Raw genomic sequence first — 17,667 nt, 5'->3', positions numbered from 1 at the left:
AGTCATGGCAAACATTCGGGATATTGCACGCTTGACCGGCTATTCGGTCTCAACGGTTTCACGAGTCATTAATAACAATCCGTATGTCAGTGAAGAAAAGCGTCGTAAGATCCTGGCTGTCATGGAAGAGGTCAACTATATTCCAAATTACACGGCACGAGCGTTGAGTGTTGGTAAAACCAAAAATATCGGTGTGATCCTACCGTTTGTCAATCATCCCTATTTTGATCGATTATTGAGCGGCATCACAACAGCAGCGTTTGCTCGTGGCTATAAGGTTACGCTTTTAGCCACGAACTATGATCCGCAAGTAGAGGAAGCGTATTTGCAAGAATTTGCGGCGAAAAGCTTTGATGCCTTGATTATTGCCTCGCGGGCGAATCCGATCGAAACCTTATTGCCTTATCGTTCTTACGGTCGCATCGTCTTTTGTGAGAATATCTCGTATTTGACTGACGGTTGCACCTATATTGATCGAGAGGAATCGATCAAAGAAGTCTTTACGTATTTTAAGGAACAAGGTATCCAGAAAATTGGCGTGACATTGGGACGTAGCCGCAAGCTCAGCAGCAATTCAAAAATCACGGTCCGTTTGGCTCATGACTATTTTTCGACTTTTTCCGAAGACTTGATCTTTTGGGATTGTTTGACGGAAGAAGATGGCAAAGAAGCAGCTGCTTATTTTGCAGATAAAGGGGTCGAAGCGATTTTCACCAATGGGGATCATGTTGCTGCTGGGATCCAGTCACAGGCGCCGGGAGAATGGCTCGTGATTGGACGGGACAATTTATACATCAGTGAGCTGCTACAGCTTTCAACGATCGATCATCACTTGCAAGCTTGCGGGGAGACTGCCGTCCAATTGGCGATAATGGAAAAAAGCGGCAACTATCGCATGCCCTATGAGTTCATCAAACGATAGCATAGACGAAACGATGCGCAAACAAAGCCCCTGAGCGGGCAGTGCTTGCGCATCGTTTTTTTAATGGGATTCGGTGTAATGGTCAATGATCTGTTTCAACAGCTGGGCGCTGCCGACGCCCGCTTTTTGATCGTAATAGGCGGTAAAACGCTCGTCTTGAACGTACATTTCCCCTAAAGATCGGTGATATTTTGCTGAGTAAAAGGGTGCTGCTTGTTTGAGCCATGCTTGATGTGCAGCAAAAGCCATTTGGGCTTTGTCAGAAGGGATTCGTTTCCCTTCCTTTTCAGTCAATAGCTCTTTTAACAGCTGCAATAAGCGGTTTTCGTTGTCGGTCAGTGCTTGATAATCGACTTGGGTCATCTGCTGCCACTTTTGGTTGCTTTTTTCGATGATCTCCTCACCGTAGGTTTCTCGTAACTCGGCACCGTAGTTTGCTTCGTTTTCACGAATTTTTTGTTTCTTAAAATAACTGAATTTCTCTTGATCGGTCATCGTCTTTTCTCCTTCATAATAATCAATTGTTTGCGCTAAGGTGGTCAAAAGACTGTCCAGGGCTGCTCGCTCTTGTAAAAGCTGTTGGTAATGCTGCAACAAGACCGTTTGGATCGATGCTTGCGGCTCATCCAAGATCCCGCGGATCGTTTCTAATGACAGCCCAAAAGACTTAAAATACAAAATCTGCTGTAGGCGATCGACTTCCTGTCTCCCGTAGATACGGTAACCAGCTGAGTTGGTGCGTTGCGGTTGTAACAACTTGATCTGATCATAATACCGCAGGGTACGGCTGCTGACTCCTGACAGTTTGGCTAAGGCACTGATCGTATATTCCATCGGCTTTTCCCTCCTTACACCTGTATCCTAAAGGTTGACGTAACGACAAAGTCAAGAAAATTTTTTTGCGTTTTTTAAAATGTGCTATAATTATAACAAAGAAAGGAAGATAAGATGCAAATAGTTTTTTCTGATATTGATGGGACGTTTCAAGAAATGGGGCACCCGATTCATGAGATCAATAAAGAAGCCATCCGTTGTTTGCAAGCCCAAGGGGATCACTTTGTGTTTGTCACAGGGCGAGGATTTGAGCTTGTTCAAGATATGATGGCGGAAGAAGGCCTTTCCTGCGATGTGATTTTCGGAAACGGCGCCGGTCTGATGATAAAAGGAGAAGCGCCTGTTTTGACGCATACCTTACCCTATAAGACATTGGCACAAGTGATTGGTATCTTAGAGACAGAAGCGGTTTTTTATTTCTTACATACTGACCATGGCATCATTTCCCCACAAGCGCATTTGTATGAAGCGCAATTTCAAGAAAGCCGTAAGCAGCTACTCGCGGAGTTAGGGGAGCGAGGGCAAATCATCGCTGACTACAAATACGAGTTCTTCTACAACGAATGCCTTCATAAAGACGACGTGTTGCAGTTTATGAAGGAACATCCAGAGATAAAGGTCATCAAAATCGAACTGATGGAAGCGTCAGACGAAAAAAGAGAACGGCTGCGGGCGATGATCCAGTCAGAAACGGCAGCGATTTTTCAATCCTTTGTCCAAACACTGGAAATCGTTGATCCATTGGCGACCAAAGGTGCGGCGATCCGTAGCTTTTTAGAAGCTTTTCCCGCTGCCAAAAGCTACGGGATCGGTGATGGTGAAAATGACCTTGCGATGTTTGAAGCGGTGGATGTTTCTTTGGCTGTAGCAAATGCCAGCCCAGCGATCAAAGCAGTTTGTGATCGAACCATTGAGCGCGCGGAAGACGGCGGTGTTGGCCGCTTTATTTTAACAGAATTAGTTTCGAGAGAGGATGTTGTGCATGAAGTTGATTGAAACCCCAGTAAACCAAAATCTAAATATGGAAACTTTTTACCCGAACATCTCCAAGTATCTATTCGACAAAATAGCGATCAAATACTATAAATTGTATTCGCTTGATCGGACGCAGATTCTCTATGTGGATAGTTTTGATACGATTTCTTTAGTATTGATCAACAATAAAAAGAAAATCAGTCGGGAAGAAGTCGATACAGCGATTCATCGTTTGCTGAAGGTCGATCGCAAAGACGTGACCGTCAATATCAATATTCGTAAAGAAATGGAAGCAAGAGGCATCACCTTTTCTAAACCGAGAAAAGATGTCATTCTTGTTCAATTGCCTGTGAAAGAACACTAGTTGAAAGAAGTTGGGACATGCACGTTGCAAGAGCAATCAAACGTTGAACAAAGGGGCGACCTTATACGAGCGCGCAAATAATGCGCAATAAGTAGGAGGCTGACCCATGCTTTGGAGCAATTTGTTCTCAGATGGATTGCCTTGTACTGGCAAAAGCCCAACTTTTTTTTGAAAAAACAAGTTTTTCTGTCTTTTGTGTTTTTTTTGCTATAATGAGAAGAAGTAAGCTAGAGGGAGTAAGAACATGCAGAAATTATTTAAAGATGACAGCTTGACGCTGCACACCGATCTCTACCAAATCAACATGATGCAAACCTATTGGGAGTTAGGCAGAGCCGATCGTAATGCGGTGTTTGAATGCTATTTCCGTGACATGCCTTTTGAAAATGGCTATGCGATCTTTGCCGGTCTGGAACGTTTGATCGATTATTTGAACGATTTATCCTTTTCAGAAACGGATATTGCCTACTTGCGAGAAATCGGCGGCTACCCAGAAGCCTTTTTAGAGTATCTAAAGGAGTTCAAGTTTGCTTGTACCGTTCGTTCAGCGTTAGAAGGCGATTTAGTCTTCAACAATGAACCAATCATTCAAGTAGAAGGGCCGTTAGCACAAGCGCAGCTGATCGAAACAGCGCTACTGAATATGGTCAATTTCCAAACCTTGATCGCCACGAAAGCTGCCCGCATCAAATCCGTGATCGGCACGGATCCCTTGTTGGAATTTGGTTCACGTCGGGCACAAGAATTGGATGCAGCCATTTGGGGGACCCGAGCGGCTTATATTGGCGGAGCGGATGCGACGAGTAATGTGCGGGCAGGGAAGATTTTTGGCATCCCAGCCAGCGGAACCCACGCCCATTCCCTCGTGCAATCCTACGGCAATGACTATGATGCATTTATGGCGTATGCCCAAACCCACAAAGATTGCGTATTCTTAGTCGATACCTATGATACCTTGCGTTTAGGTGTGCCAAATGCGATTCGTGTGGCCAAAGAGATGGGGGATAAGATCAATTTCTTAGGTGTGCGGATCGACAGCGGCGATATGGCCTATATCTCGAAAAAAGTCCGTGAACAGTTGGATGAAGCGGGATTCACGGAAGCCAAAGTCTATGCTTCCAATGATCTAGACGAAAATACGATTCTAAGCTTGAAAATGCAAAAGGCGAAAATCGATGTATGGGGTGTCGGCACCAAGCTGATCACCGCTTACGATCAACCGGCATTAGGTGCGGTTTATAAACTGGTTGCCATCGAAAATGAGCAGGGAGAAATGATCGACACCATCAAATTATCCAGCAATGCCGAAAAGGTTTCGACCCCTGGGAAAAAACAAGTCTGGCGGATCACCCGTAAATCGGACGGCAAGTCAGAAGGCGATTATGTCACGCTATGGGAAGAAAATCCGCAAGCAGCAGACGAACTGTTCATGTTCCATCCTGTTCACACTTTTATCAACAAAACAGTGACGAACTTTGATGCGCGACCATTGTTGCAAGATATCTTTGTAGATGGCCAGCAAGTGTATCAAGTACCTGACTTAGAACACGTCAAAGCCTATGCGACGAATTGCTTGGATTCCCTTTGGGATGAGTACAAACGTGATTTGAATCCACAGAAGTACCCAGTTGATCTCTCGCAAGAATGTTGGGATCATAAAATGCGGACGATTGAAAAAGTACGTAAACAAACCAATGGCGCGATTTTGTAATCCGCAACTGCGCTGGTCCTAGGATCAGTCAGCTGCTTCAAAAAATAAGAGGAGGCGTTTCTATGACCATGCAACAAGAAATTATCAAAGAATTAGGAGTCTTACCGACCATCGACCCGAAAGAAGAAGTTCGTAAGAGTATTGATTTTTTAAAGGCGTATCTGCAAAAGAATTCGTTCTTGCATACGTTTGTCTTGGGGATCAGTGGTGGGCAAGATTCGACATTAGCTGGCCGGATCGCGCAATTGACGATGGAGGAAATGCGCAGTGAAACCGGGAATCCCAACTATCAGTTCATAGGGGTACGCTTACCTTATGGGGAACAAGCAGATGAAGAAGATGCAAAAAAAGCCATTGAATTTATCAAACCAGATATTGAGCTGCGGGTAAACATCAAAGCCGCCGTCGATGCCCAAGTGCAAGCGGTGGAAGAAGCAGGCTTAGCGGTTTCTGACTTTAATAAAGGCAATATCAAAGCCCGTCAACGGATGATTACGCAATATGCCATTGCGGGTGAAAAAGCAGGAGCTGTTCTGGGTACGGATCACGCTGCTGAAAATATCACCGGCTTCTTTACGAAATACGGCGATGGCGGTGCCGATATCTTACCACTGTTTCGTTTAAACAAACGCCAAGGCCGCCAACTCTTGCAATACTTAGGCGCACCAGAAGCATTGTATACAAAAGTCCCAACTGCGGACTTGGAAGACGGCAAACCTTTAGTTGCAGATGAAGCAGCTTTAGGAGTGACCTACAACGACATCGATGACTATTTAGAAGGCAAGGAAATTGCGGCTGAAGCCCAACAAACCATTGAAAACTGGTGGAACAAAACGCAACACAAACGCCACTTGCCAGTCACGATTTTTGATGATTTTTGGAAATAAACAAAACCAGTGATTGAGTTCCATTCGGATAGAAAGAAGAGTCTAGGGGCAAGAAACCTTAGACTCTTTTTTATGAGGGTTGCTTTCTTTAAAAATAACAAAAGCTTCTTACCTCGGCTTTACTTTCTTGCCTTGAAAGCATAAAATACGAGGGTACCTAGAATGTGTAGAAAAGGAGGAATGTTCCTTCGTGAAAATAAATAGCCATCCTTATCTGAAGATCGCATTAAAAGGCATCGCCATCGTCCTGTTGATCATTTTCAGTAATTTATATTTGCAATGGTGTCAAAACAATCTTTCCGTTGAATTAGCCTTGAAATTTGCCTTTTCGTGGCATACAGCAAAGTTTTTCTTGGCTTGTGGGGTGCTACTGCTGGTGTATGGGGTGTTTGCCAGTTTGGCAGGTTCAGTACTGATCGGGGGCATCTTTTATAGTGTCGTCATCGGAATCTTAGGGTACGCCAACCATACGAAGATGGTCTATCGCCAAGAACCAATCTATCCTGATGATTTAAAGATGGTCACTCAATTCGACCTTCTACGAACCATGATCGGCAATGGCGCGTTTTTCTTAGCCATCCTCTTTGCTCTGGCGGCGATCGGGGCGATCGGCTGGAGTATCTATCGCAGCCGCAAATTAAACCGGCGTTTACAAGTAATGCGAGGGGCAGTGCTGGTCGTATGCTCGCTGGGCTTAGTCTATGTTTCACACTTCAACGACAGCAACAACCTTCTACGCAAAGCCTACAATCAGACGGCGCTCTGGATTCCGTATTCACAAAAAATGAACTATTACAATACGGGATTTATCGGTGGGTTTTTGTACAACTTGCGGGTAGATGCCATGACGAAGCCTGAGGGGTATTCAAAAGAAGCGATCCAAGCGATTGCGGATACCTACAATGCACAGGCGGCGGAGAAAAACCAAGACCGTGAAAGTGAAGCACCAAATATCGTTTATGTGATGAGTGAGAGCTTTTCCGACCCGAGCCATTTAAATGGCTTGTCGATCACCGGCGATCCGTTGAAAGACTATTACCACGTCGCCGATCAAACCATCAGTGGAAAAATGCTTTCGCAAAATTATGGGGGCGGTACGGCAAACATCGAATTTGAAGCGTTGACTGGTTTTGCCATGGGCCTATTGAATCCGCAAATGACAACGCCTTACACGATGCTAGTGCCGAAATTGACGCAACTGCCATCCTTGGTTTCTTTCTTGGAACAATCAGGGTATACGGCAACGGCGATCCATCCTTACGATACATCAATGTACAAACGCAAGGATGTCTATGGGGTGATGGGGTTTGAACAGTTTATCGATCAAGATACGATGACCTATACCGACAAAATCGAAAATAATCCTTACATCTCTGATGAGGCGGCCTACAAAGAAGTGCTGGCATTGTTGGAAAACGATCAGCAACCGCAATTTGTCCATTTAGTGACGATGCAGACCCATATGCCCTATGCTGGCAAATACGATACGCTGAATTACCAAGCGAGCGGTCCGGGCAATATGGCTTCTTTGGAAAACTACCTACAGGATATCTCTTATAGCAGTACAGCGTTGAAAAACTTTGTGGCTGAATTAGAGCAGCTGGATCGGCGAACGTTGGTCGTCTTTTGGGGAGATCATTTACCAGGCATTTATGCCGATGAGATCAAGGATCAAAATGAAACGGCTGCCCTGCATGAAACCGAATTTTTGATGGTTGATTCGCAAGGGAATTTTGCGCCAGAAGATGTACCAGTAACAAGTCCTTTTTATTTTGCGCCGAACCTATTAGAAGCCAGTGATCAACCAACCAGCGGGTTTTACCAGTTGTTGTTGGGCTTGCAAGATGAGTTGCCGGCTTTTGAACTGGGTCAATATTATCAAGAGGGACAATGGCAGACGACTCTTGCGTTGGATCAAGAAGCCCAAGAAATCTATGATGCCTACAATTTGATCCAATATGATGTGCTACAAGGAGAGCAATACAGTTTAACGACTGGTTTGTTTGACTAAATGAAACATAAAATAGCGCCCTATCCTGTGACTGACACTGGGATAAGGCGCTTTTGTTTGTGTGAAGTTATAATTCCTGCCATTTACGATTTTGATCAAAATCATTGGCGGCGGCGTAGGCGTCTTGAACGATCGTTTCAGGGTAGCCCATGACTTTTAAGAGGGCGATCGCGTTGCGGCTCAAGGCAGGACCGGATTTGACCTTATAATCAAAGGAGATGCCGTCATCTTCCGTGACTTGTTCAGAAAAATGAATGTTGCGGCAATCATTTTTCAAAATTTCAGTCAGCTCAATATCATGGGTAGCGACAAAGGCCAATGATGGGTAGGCTCGCAACCAATGGATGATGCTAGCAGAAGAAGCGATTCGTTCCACCGTATTTGTTCCTTTTAAAATCTCATCAACAAAACAGTAGCAGCGCTGTTTCGTGGCAACGGTATCTAGCAGGCGTTTGATGGATTTGATCTCCGCCACGAAATAGCTGTCGCCTTCAAATAGATCATCTTCGACAGCCATCGAGGTAATGACGTGACCAGGAACCATCGTAAAGGTTTCAGCTACTGCTGTCTGGATGGTTTGTGCCAAAATACAGTTGATGGCGACACTTTTGACATATGTCGATTTGCCTGAGGCATTGGAGCCAGTTACAAGGGTATTGTGGTTCCAAGTGACATCATTCATGACTGCTTCACTCAGAAGGGGATGATACGTACCCGTTGCTTCTACACCTCCGCTTGTTTGGAAGGTCGGTAGGCAAGTGATGGGCATATACGTGCGAAAATTTAAAATGGCGGCTGCGACTTCCAATTTTCCCAGCAAATTCCACAGATCGATGGCTGCTTGTTGGTGTTTGGCCAGAGTAGTGGTGACCGTTTGATAGGAAATAAACGGCAGCATAAAAATGATATTGATGTATTCAAACAACATGTCTCCTTCGCTGCCGTTTTTGGCACGAAACGAGAAAGCGAAACGAGTGATCTTCTTTAATGGTGACAAAGATTGTTTGATCTCATCTTGGAGGGGCGTGTTGATTTTAGCGATCTGACTGCCACAGGCAATCGTTTGAACCAAATAGCGCATGCTGTTCAGTTCTGTTTCCAGCTTGGCTTTTTTGATGGAGTAATAGATCGTATTGAAAACGACACTAATCAACGTCAACAGGAGACCTTGGACAATCCCCAGCAGGAGCAGCAAGATGCCGACTAATGGCAGCACACCTAAAAAGACAAAGAACGGCAGAGAACCGATCGATTGCGCCGCTTCATTGGCCAAGTAGGCTTTCGAAAAATTATCATCTTGTTTTCCTAAACGAGCAAACGTATATTGGGATTGTTCGCGTGCGGCACTGTCAGCAGCAAAAAAGTCGATTAATTTGGTCAGCTGTTTGTCCGGCTTGAAGTGGAAATTGCGTAATTGCTGGTACAACGCTTCTGAACCAACACTGGAAAACGTCAGATTAATGGACTCAAACAACGAAAAGCCATCCAAGTCATACCAAGTGATGTCATCGACCTCGCTATCAAAATCGTGAAACTTCTTCTCAGTCAGCCAAGCTTTTTTCAAACTCGCTTCTTTATCAAAGCGGGGCTGACGGGGAAGTTTTCCCCAAGCAAGCCGAACGTAACGGCGTACTTTGTATCGATTCCAGATATCTAGTGCGGTCAAGATGAGAATGCTGGCGAGTATGATCAAAATGACCATCGTTTGTGGTTCCATATGCAAAAGTCCTCCTAATGGCTAATGAATGCTGGCTAAAGCTAAGTGTTGCTGTGGGCAGGATTGATTTCTTTTAAACAAGCATAGATCCGTTCAATATCTTGTGTCGTGCCTCGCAGCTCGAAATCCGCTAAGAACGGGATCGAAAATTGTTCCGCATATTGCTTTGCGGTCAAGCAATATTGATAATTAAAGTTTTTGTTGCCGCTGCCGATCACGCCTAAGCAAAGAACGGCGTTGTTTTCATAGTCAATGTATTCCCGCATGGTTTCTGTGAGGATCTCCTGATCGCCGTTATCGACGCCGTTTCCACCTTCTAAATAGGTAGGGACAAAAACCACATAAGGTTCGTCTTCTTGTTCAAAGACACTATTGTCATGAATTTCTTTGGCTTCCCAAGTGCTCGGTGTGTCTTGCTGATCTGCATAGGCCAACAAGCGGTTGACGAATGCACGGGTATTTCCAGAGATTGAAATATAAAGTAGTTTCATTTTTTCATCACCTTCCGCTTTCTAGTATAACAGAAACCATTTATGAAAAGAGGAGAACTTCGGCAGTCTTTTCTAGTAAAATGCAGCCAAAGGCTTTAAACTGAGAGAGGAGTCCAATACAAAGGAGTGGCAATAATGTTTTCAAAAATGCATCATGTGGCGATCATCGCTAGTAATTACCAACAGACCAAAGAGTTTTATGTAGAAAAATTAGGCTTTGAAGTGATTCGTGAACATGCGCGCCCAGAAAAGAAAGATGTAAAAATCGACTTGCGCTTTGGGGAATCAGAAATAGAACTGTTTGTGGTGGAAAACCCACCAGCAAGACCAAGTTTTCCCGAAGCAGCCGGCTTGCGACATTTGGCCTTTGCGGTGGAAAATATTGAAGCAGTCGTAGCGGAGTTAGCCACTAAAGGGATTGTGTGCGAACCGATTCGTTTTGATACCTTCACCAATAAGAAGATGACCTTTTTCCAAGATCCAGACGGCTTGCCGTTGGAATTACATGAATAAACAAGGAAGACTTTGTGTTGATCCTTTGTCGATTCAACTTGGTTTTTCTTGAGAGAATTGTTATTCTATGTATAGAAGCAAGGAGGAAAAAACGTGATAAGATTTGCAAAAGAAGAAGATCGTTTTGTCATGGCTGAACTCGTTTTAGTCATTTTAAAGGACATGGAATTGCCGTTTGTCAAAGAGATCGGAGAAGCCAAGACCTTAGAGATCTTGGCAGATGCCATGCTAGAACCCGATTATCGTTACGGCTTTCGCCGTGCGCTAGTCAATGAGATCGACGGAGAAGTTGCTGGCGTCGCCTTTGGATATCCAGACAAAGAAGAGGCGACGATCGATCAGCCTCTAGATAAAGTGCTGGAACAGTACGGTTTGAGTAAAGACATGAAGCTGTTTATCGATGAAGAGACTTTACCAAATGAATGGTACTTAGATACCATCTGTGTGGCTGAGAAATTTCGGGGCAAAGGCGTCGGCTCAGCCTTGTTAGAAGCATTGCCGAAAATTGCTTCTAGAGATGGTTATGAGGTGATCGGCTTGAGTGTTGACCGAGCAAATCCCCATGCGAAGCGGCTCTATGAAAAGCACGGATTTGAAGTCGTGGCCCAAAGAGAGATCAGTGGCCATCTTTACGACCATATGCAAAAAAGAACCAGCTGATTTTTCAGCTGGTTCCATTTGTTAGTCGAAGCTCAAGAGGATGGTCTTTTTTGCGGTGCCGATTGTACAGCCAGTAATCCATGACGGCCGCAATACAGATGCAGACCGGCGCATCCCGGTCATCGACAACATCCAGTACATAATAATCCCCCGTCAACAAGGTCGCTTTGTCCATCTCCATAATCTTTTTATTGAAATGATGGATCCCATAGCGATGATTATAGATATCGCCGTGGACCGCCCAGTGAAGCTGCTGGATATAGTAGAAATCACCTGGCCAGTTAAAGATTTTTTGCAGTGTACCGACTTTCTCAAAGTCTTTGTAGATCTCAAAGCGTGTACCAAAAGTAAAGCTGATTTGTTTGATACTAGCGACCATTTGCCCATTTAAACGGTAAAGGGAGAGGGCATCGCCCTTGGTTCCCCAACGTCCCACCATCAAAAATAGTGATTTGCCTGTTTCATCTTTGACAATGGTTCGTGTGACTCTGCTAAGTTGCCTATCTTGGATGAAAAATTCTGACATACTTACGCCTCCTCATGTATCCCCAAAAAGCTGCGTGGTTTAAAGATTTTCATCAATTGCCCGAACGATTGCTTTGCCGACACCAGCCTCAATATTGGTGTCCGTCAAATACTTCGCGACTTCTTTTACCTCTAACTCGCCATTTCCCATTGCAAAACTAACGCCTGCCAGTTGCAGCATACTTACATCATTTAAGTTGTCACCGATCGTCATCACTTCCGCCAGTGAGATCATCCGATCTTTGGCGACATGTGCCACTGCGATTCCTTTTTGCGCGTTTCGGTGGTTGATCTCAATATTGTTTTGTCCAGAAGAAGTCACCACTAGATCGCCGTACCCATCGATGATTTTCGTGATAGGACCCAATACCCGGGCACCGTCTTGGTGGAAGCAGATCACTTTCAAAAATTCTAATTCTTCGATCGAAAACAACTCACTGAAATCATCGACATAATTGATCGGTAAAAATTCTAAACGGGCAGCTGTCATAGCAATCGCCATCTTATGGGTTAAATGGGGCATTGCTTCTGCCGTATGGATCGCAAAATTTTCGATCCGACGTGTCTGACTTTCCGAATAGATCCCATTGCTCGTTGAGATCTCAAAATAGATGTCGTTTTCTTTTAGTAGGTCGATCAACGAACGAGTTTGTTCATGGCTGATCGGCACAGTAAATAATGAATTACCCGCTTCGTCATAGACTTGGGCCCCATTCAAGGTGATCATGGCACAGTCGATCCCGGCTTCTTGCAGCGGCGGCAATGCCTCTTTACGGTTACGGCCAGTTGCGACCATAAATTCGATTCCTTTGGATTGGGCATATTTGATTGCTTGGATATTTTCTTCTGAAATCTGCATACTGGCATTTAAAAGCGTACCATCCATATCAGAAGCAATTAATTTGATCATTGTCAGCGTCCTTTCTTAATCGTTTCTACAAATAGTGTACCATAAATCACGGATTTTTTTTCTTTCGAAGAGTAATTCTTGTTTCTAAGGGGAGGGATTTGTTATCCTAGAAGAAAACAAAGGAGATTCGCCATGAAACGACTATTGGACAATGAATGGCAAGAACAATTGCAGGAATCATTTGAGCAACCCTATTACCAACAACTACGGGCTTTCTTGAAACAAGAATATGCCCAGCAAAAGATCCATCCAGCGATGGATCATATTTATGAAGCACTTAAACTGACACCATACCATGACGTAAAAGTTGTCATCTTAGGTCAAGATCCTTATCATGGCCCTCACCAAGCCCACGGACTGTCGTTTTCCGTGCAGCCGGGGGTCAAAATACCGCCTTCCTTACGCAATATTTACAAGGAATTAGCCGATGACTTAGGAATTGCACCTGTGTCCCATGGCTATCTTGTGCCATGGGCGCAGCAAGGGGTCTTATTGTTGAATACCGTATTGACGGTACGTGAGGGACAAGCCTATTCACATCACGGGCATGGCTGGGAGCAGCTGACAGATACGATTATCGAAAAATTGAATCAACGAGAAGAACCGGTCATTTTTGTGCTTTGGGGCAAACCCGCTCAAAAGAAAGCCGCTTTACTAGATACCAGCAAACATATTATTATAACAGCGCCTCATCCAAGTCCGTTGTCGGCACATCGAGGATTCTTTGGTTCAAAGCCTTTTTCTAAGATCAATCAAGCGTTGCTGGCATTAGGGGAAGAACCGATTTCTTGGGCGTTACCAGAAAAAATAACACAGTTGTAAAACTGTGTTATTTAGAACTGACGATTTTGTGAAAAAGGTAACGATATTTAAAATAATCGACTAATACAGGATTTTTATCTGTTCTTTTTTTCGCAGTTATTGTACAATGGAAGGGTATAAAAAAACTGGAGGTCTTTACCCGTGGAATTATTCGAAAGTTTAAAATTTAAAATCGTGCGTCGTCATATCAAAATCGTTTTTCCAGAAGCAACAGATCCTCGTATCTTAGGTGCTGCTAGCCGTCTACGTTCAGAAGAATTGATTGAACCCGTTTTGATCGGTAACCCGGTTGAAATCGAAAAAGCAGCAGAAGCTCGCGGAATCAACGTATCAAACTTTGAAATTTTAGATCCTGAAAATTATGATCGTTGGGATGAAATGGTTGAAGCTTTTGTGGAACGCCGCAACGGCAAAGCAACGAAAGAACAAGCAGAAGAAATCTTAAAAGATGTCAACTATTTCGGTACAATGTTGACTTACATGGGCATTACTGAAGGAATGGTTTCCGGAGCGATCCATTCTACGGGTGATACAGTAAGACCCGCTTTACAAATCATCAAAACAAAACCAGGTGTGAGCCGTACAAGTGGTGCTTTCTTAATGGTTCGTGGTCGTGACCAAGAAAAATACTTGTTCTCAGACTGTGCCATCAATGTAAACCCAAATGCACAAGAACTAGCAGAAATCGCTGTTGACTCAGCGAAAACCGCTGAATTATTTGAAATCGATCCAAAAGTTGCTATGTTAAGCTTCTCAACGAAAGGTTCTGCGAAAGCACCGGAAGTAGATAAAGTCGTTGAAGCAACAAAAATCGCCAAAGAATTGGCACCAGAATATCAAATCGATGGAGAATTGCAATTCGATGCTGCGTATATCTCAGCAGTTGCGCAATTGAAAGCTCCTGAATCTGAAGTAGCAGGTAAAGCAACCGTCTTTGTTTTCCCCGATTTACAATCAGGAAACATTGGCTACAAGATCGCCCAACGTTTCGGTAACTTTGAAGCGATTGGACCAATCTTACAAGGGTTGAACAAACCAATCTCTGATTTGTCCCGTGGTTCAAATGAAGAAGATGTCTACAAATTATCAATCATTACTGCGGCACAAACATTAATGGAAAAATAAGCAGCCAATCGCTGCACTTATGAAAAACTGATCCCTTGAGGGTCAGTTTTTTGTTTTGCTTTTGGAAAGTTGAGGGCAACAAAGCAGGGGGCGTCCATATGAATCAACGATCCAGTGGTCGTCGGGAAATTTTCCTTAAGCTCCTTCTTTACAATTCCTTGAAAAACAAGCTATACTAGCAACTAGTAAATTAGATTGATCAAAGGATGGGGACTATGTTTACCATTAACGACTTAGAAGCAACCGCAGCATTTGCAAAAATCATTGGAGAAGTAGCCGAGCCAGGGGATAATCTGGTATTGACGGGCGACTTGGGTGCTGGCAAAACAACATTGACGAAAGGCATCGCCTTGGGGTTAGGGATCGAGCAACTGATCAAAAGTCCGACCTATACGATCATTCGTGAATATACCAATGGGCGGATGCCCCTGTACCATATGGATGTCTATCGGGTGGAATACGGTGCAGAAGATTTAGGACTGGATGATTATTTCGAAGGGGATGGCTTGTGTGTGATCGAGTGGGGCAATCTCTTAGAAGCCTCCCTGCCAGAGGATTATTTAGAACTGATTTTGGAAAAAGATGATACAGATGAACAAAAACGTCTTGTGAAATGTCATGCATATGGCACCAAAGCAACCGCCTTTTTGCAACGGATCACAACCAAATGGCAGGCAGCCCATGAGTGAGATCCAGATACAGATCAAAGAAGCCACGGGTGCTGATGCCAAAGCTGTGTTAGCAGTCAGTCAACAGCTAGGAGAAGAAACGGATTATCTCTTGATGGACGAAAGCGGCTTGGCGTTGCCAGAAGCCCTATTGGCAGAACAGCTGGACGCTATCTATGAACGGGAGGACTATTTGCTGTTGCTGGCATTTGATCAAGAACAGTTGATCGCCATGGCATCAGTCAAAGGCAACGAAGAGTGGCAATTAGCCCATGTCGGGGAGATCGGTATCTCGATTTTAAAAGACTATTGGGGATTGGGCTTAGGTTCGCTCCTGATTGAAGAATTACTGGACTGGGTAGTAGAAGTTGGCGAATTGACCCGCATCGAGTTGACCGTCCAAGCGAGAAATCTACGAGCGATCCATCTTTATCAAAAATTTGGTTTTTTAACAGAAGGCTGCATGAAAGAAGCAGTGCAAACCCGCGAGGGGCAAAAAGTTGACGTCTTGATGATGGCACGTCTTTTTGAATCATAAAAAAGGAGTGAAGGAAATGGAGTTTCGGGAACCGACGATCGCAGACTGCGATCAAATCGAAGCGTATCGGCAAGCCTTCGAGAAGAATCAAGAAGTCATCCATGGTGGGGCAGGACTTGTAGAAAGTCCGACAGCTAAAGACTGGCTAAAGGGATTGGCGGATTTTAAAACAGCAGAAACGGTACCAGAAGGATTCGTTCCCGCCCGTACCTATCTGGCTATCCAAGATCAAAAAGTGGTCGGTCTCTTGAATCTGCGTCTGACGCTTAATGAATACTTACGCCAAATTGGCGGACACATCGGGTATTCGGTGCACCCAGATCATCGAAAGCAAGGCATCGGCTCGGCAATGCTGGCACAGTCATTGGTAAAGGCCAAACAATTTGGCTTGAAAAACGTGTTAGTAACCTGTGAAGAAGCCAATCGTGCCTCCGCCAAAGTCATTGAAAATAACGGCGGTAAACTAACCGAAAAAGCCATTGATCCTGAAGATGGCGCTGTAATCTGTCATTATTGGATCGATCTAACTTAAAATGAATCCTTCCTTAAATGAAAACGTGCGTCCTAAAGTCAGCATTGCGCTAGACTTTAGGACGCACGTTCTTATTTATTTGACTAAAACCAATTTTTTTAATGGATCGATGCCAAATTCTTCTTCTTGACGCAATAAGATTTGGGCACATGCCCGGCTATCTTCCAAGGCATCATGGTGGTTTAGTAAAGGAATCTGCAATTGCTCACAAACCGTATTTAATTTGTGGTTCGTAAATTCTGGATACAGTTTGCGGCTTGTTCGTACCGTGCACAAGGAAAGATAGTTTGGTTGTGACAACCCATAATAGTCAAGACACCCCGCCAAAACGCCGGTATCAAAACCAGCATTATGCGCAACGATCAGACTGTTTAATTGATAATATTGTTGGATTTGTTTCCATACGTCAGGAAACTTAGGCGCTTCTTGCACATCTTCTGGACGGATGCCATGAATTTGAATGTTTTTCCAAAAAAATTCCGTTTCCGGTTGGATCAATGTGTAATATTCGCCCACGATTTTGCTGTCTTGTACCATGACTAGTGCAAGGGAACAGGCACTATGCTTTTGATAATTTGCTGTTTCAAAGTCCATTGCGATAAAATTCATCAGACTCACCTCATTGCCATTCTAGCACAAAATCAAAGAATGAAAAGCGAACAAACGTTAAGAAAAACTGAAGTTTTCCTACGGTTAGTTGAGATCCAGTTCCACCGGACAATGGTCACTGCCGATGATATCTGTATGGATCTTGGCGTCTAGCAAGCGCTCATTTAAGTCATCCGAAACGACAAAGTAATCGATGCGCCAGCCGGCATTGTTTTTGCGAGCGTTGAAACGGTAGCTCCACCAAGAATAAATGCCTTCTGCATCTGGATAGAAATAACGGAACGTATCGGTAAAGCCAGCAGCCAAAAGAGTTGAAAACTTTTCCCGTTCTTCAGGTGTAAACCCAGCACTTTTTTGATTGGTTTTCCAGTTTTTGATATCGATATTTTTATGGGCAACATTCAAATCACCACAGAGAATCACTGGCTTTTGTTGTTTCAATTCAGTCAAGTAAGCCAAAAAGGCATCTTCCCAAGTCATGCGATAATCCAAGCGGCGCAATTCATTTTGGGAATTCGGTGTGTAGCAAGTAATCAAGAAAAATTCAGGATACTCCAGCGTGATGACGCGACCTTCCGTATCATGTTCTTCGATTCCTAATCCATAACGGACGGATAGCGCAGGTTCTTTTGCGAAAATCGCCGTGCCAGAATAGCCTTTCTTCTCCGCATAATTCCAGTATTGATGATAGCCTGGTAAATCCAATTCGATCTGACCTTCTTGCAGCTTTGTTTCTTGTAAACAAAAGAAATCAGCATCGAGGGCTTCAAACACTTCAGAAAAATTTTTTTTAACGATGGCCCGTAAACCATTCACATTCCAAGAAATAAATTTCATTAAGACTCCTCCTTAT

General features: G+C 44.0%; 20 protein-coding genes. 13 read left to right on the top strand and 7 right to left on the bottom strand.

The annotated features are described in order from the left end of the window. The first annotated feature begins 4 nt into the window (after nt 1-4). Nucleotides 5-922 carry a LacI family DNA-binding transcriptional regulator gene (locus tag A5877_RS05455; RefSeq protein WP_005234116.1) on the top strand — a complete coding sequence of 306 codons (918 nt, stop codon included), beginning with the start codon at nt 5-7 and terminating at the stop codon, nt 920-922. Nucleotides 923-982: 60 nt separating this feature from the next. On the opposite strand, the gene A5877_RS05450 is transcribed toward A5877_RS05455, so the two are convergent. After that, a complete protein-coding gene (locus A5877_RS05450; RefSeq protein WP_086316513.1) occupies nt 983-1,756 on the bottom strand; it encodes a MerR family transcriptional regulator in 774 nt (257 codons plus the stop codon). Between the two features lie 114 nt (nt 1,757-1,870). Here A5877_RS05450 and A5877_RS05445 point away from each other — a divergent pair, with 114 nt between their 5' ends. The 5 genes from A5877_RS05445 (at nt 1,871) to A5877_RS05425 (ending at nt 7,704) form a co-directional block, all read left to right on the top strand. Continuing rightward, nucleotides 1,871-2,752: an HAD-IIB family hydrolase gene (locus A5877_RS05445; protein ID WP_005234118.1), complete on the top strand. Its 882-nt coding sequence runs from the start codon at nt 1,871-1,873 to the stop codon at nt 2,750-2,752. Further along, complete coding sequence (locus A5877_RS05440; RefSeq protein WP_008380681.1) at nt 2,739-3,095, top strand: DUF1827 family protein; 357 nt, start codon at nt 2,739-2,741, stop codon at nt 3,093-3,095. Before A5877_RS05445 ends, A5877_RS05440 begins: the two co-directional genes overlap by 14 nt. Before the next feature lie 244 nt (nt 3,096-3,339). Continuing rightward, nucleotides 3,340-4,806, top strand: a complete 1,467-nt coding sequence (locus tag A5877_RS05435) for a nicotinate phosphoribosyltransferase (RefSeq protein ID WP_005234120.1) — start codon at nt 3,340-3,342, stop codon at nt 4,804-4,806. A gap of 62 nt (nt 4,807-4,868) precedes the next feature. Then, nucleotides 4,869-5,693, top strand: coding sequence for an ammonia-dependent NAD(+) synthetase (nadE, locus tag A5877_RS05430; protein ID WP_016612726.1), 825 nt, complete (start codon nt 4,869-4,871; stop codon nt 5,691-5,693). 190 nt (nt 5,694-5,883) lie between these two features. Beyond that, nucleotides 5,884-7,704 (top strand): LTA synthase family protein, encoded by a 1,821-nt coding sequence (locus tag A5877_RS05425; RefSeq protein WP_016621616.1) that lies wholly within the window; start codon nt 5,884-5,886, stop codon nt 7,702-7,704. Between the two features lie 67 nt (nt 7,705-7,771). Here A5877_RS05425 and A5877_RS05420 read toward each other — a convergent pair whose 3' ends face one another. Beyond that, nucleotides 7,772-9,421, bottom strand: coding sequence for a DNA mismatch repair protein MutS (locus tag A5877_RS05420; protein WP_086316512.1), 1,650 nt, complete (start codon nt 9,419-9,421; stop codon nt 7,772-7,774). 41 nt (nt 9,422-9,462) lie between these two features. Then, nucleotides 9,463-9,912, bottom strand: a complete 450-nt coding sequence (gene nrdI / locus A5877_RS05415) for a class Ib ribonucleoside-diphosphate reductase assembly flavoprotein NrdI (protein ID WP_016621614.1) — start codon at nt 9,910-9,912, stop codon at nt 9,463-9,465. A 135-nt stretch (nt 9,913-10,047) separates the two neighbouring features. Here nrdI and A5877_RS05410 point away from each other — a divergent pair, with 135 nt between their 5' ends. After that, nucleotides 10,048-10,425, top strand: coding sequence for a VOC family protein (locus tag A5877_RS05410; protein WP_005234127.1), 378 nt, complete (start codon nt 10,048-10,050; stop codon nt 10,423-10,425). A 93-nt stretch (nt 10,426-10,518) separates the two neighbouring features. Beyond that, complete coding sequence (locus A5877_RS05405; protein ID WP_005234129.1) at nt 10,519-11,085, top strand: GNAT family N-acetyltransferase; 567 nt, start codon at nt 10,519-10,521, stop codon at nt 11,083-11,085. A 4-nt stretch (nt 11,086-11,089) separates the two neighbouring features. On the opposite strand, the gene A5877_RS05400 is transcribed toward A5877_RS05405, so the two are convergent. Continuing rightward, entirely contained in the window at nt 11,090-11,611 is a 522-nt protein-coding gene (locus A5877_RS05400; RefSeq protein WP_005228514.1) for an LURP-one-related/scramblase family protein, read from the bottom strand. A gap of 39 nt (nt 11,612-11,650) precedes the next feature. Continuing rightward, nucleotides 11,651-12,520 carry a Cof-type HAD-IIB family hydrolase gene (locus A5877_RS05395; protein ID WP_086297929.1) on the bottom strand — a complete coding sequence of 290 codons (870 nt, stop codon included), beginning with the start codon at nt 12,518-12,520 and terminating at the stop codon, nt 11,651-11,653. Nucleotides 12,521-12,652: 132 nt separating this feature from the next. Here A5877_RS05395 and A5877_RS05390 point away from each other — a divergent pair, with 132 nt between their 5' ends. From A5877_RS05390 to A5877_RS05370, 5 genes are all read left to right on the top strand, one after another. Next, complete coding sequence (locus tag A5877_RS05390) at nt 12,653-13,342, top strand: uracil-DNA glycosylase (protein WP_086316511.1); 690 nt, start codon at nt 12,653-12,655, stop codon at nt 13,340-13,342. Nucleotides 13,343-13,483: 141 nt separating this feature from the next. Then, a complete protein-coding gene (gene pta / locus A5877_RS05385) occupies nt 13,484-14,467 on the top strand; it encodes a phosphate acetyltransferase (RefSeq protein ID WP_008380699.1) in 984 nt (327 codons plus the stop codon). Nucleotides 14,468-14,682: 215 nt separating this feature from the next. Further along, complete coding sequence (tsaE, locus tag A5877_RS05380; RefSeq protein WP_034878371.1) at nt 14,683-15,156, top strand: tRNA (adenosine(37)-N6)-threonylcarbamoyltransferase complex ATPase subunit type 1 TsaE; 474 nt, start codon at nt 14,683-14,685, stop codon at nt 15,154-15,156. After that, the gene (locus A5877_RS05375; protein ID WP_005234141.1) at nt 15,149-15,673 is read left to right on the top strand and encodes a GNAT family N-acetyltransferase; all 525 of its coding nucleotides are present in this window, start codon (nt 15,149-15,151) and stop codon (nt 15,671-15,673) included. Before tsaE ends, A5877_RS05375 begins: the two co-directional genes overlap by 8 nt. Nucleotides 15,674-15,689: 16 nt before the next feature. Next, nucleotides 15,690-16,205 carry a GNAT family N-acetyltransferase gene (locus A5877_RS05370; protein ID WP_061053180.1) on the top strand — a complete coding sequence of 172 codons (516 nt, stop codon included), beginning with the start codon at nt 15,690-15,692 and terminating at the stop codon, nt 16,203-16,205. A 75-nt stretch (nt 16,206-16,280) separates the two neighbouring features. Here the strand turns inward: A5877_RS05370 and A5877_RS05365 are convergent, their stop codons facing one another. Both A5877_RS05365 and A5877_RS05360 read right to left on the bottom strand, forming a co-directional pair. Beyond that, complete coding sequence (locus A5877_RS05365; protein WP_010749886.1) at nt 16,281-16,814, bottom strand: 3'-5' exonuclease; 534 nt, start codon at nt 16,812-16,814, stop codon at nt 16,281-16,283. Nucleotides 16,815-16,898: 84 nt separating this feature from the next. Continuing rightward, nucleotides 16,899-17,651, bottom strand: coding sequence for an exodeoxyribonuclease III (locus A5877_RS05360; RefSeq protein WP_005234144.1), 753 nt, complete (start codon nt 17,649-17,651; stop codon nt 16,899-16,901). Between the last annotated feature and the right edge of the window lie 16 nt (nt 17,652-17,667).

Origin of the sequence: Enterococcus sp. 3C7_DIV0644, assembly GCF_002141235.1 — a bacterium.
Classification (GTDB): Bacteria; Bacillota; Bacilli; order Lactobacillales; family Enterococcaceae; genus Enterococcus_D; species Enterococcus_D entomosocium.
The sequence above is the reverse complement of the archived record's forward strand: the minus strand, read 5'-3'. Positions and strand labels throughout refer to the sequence as shown.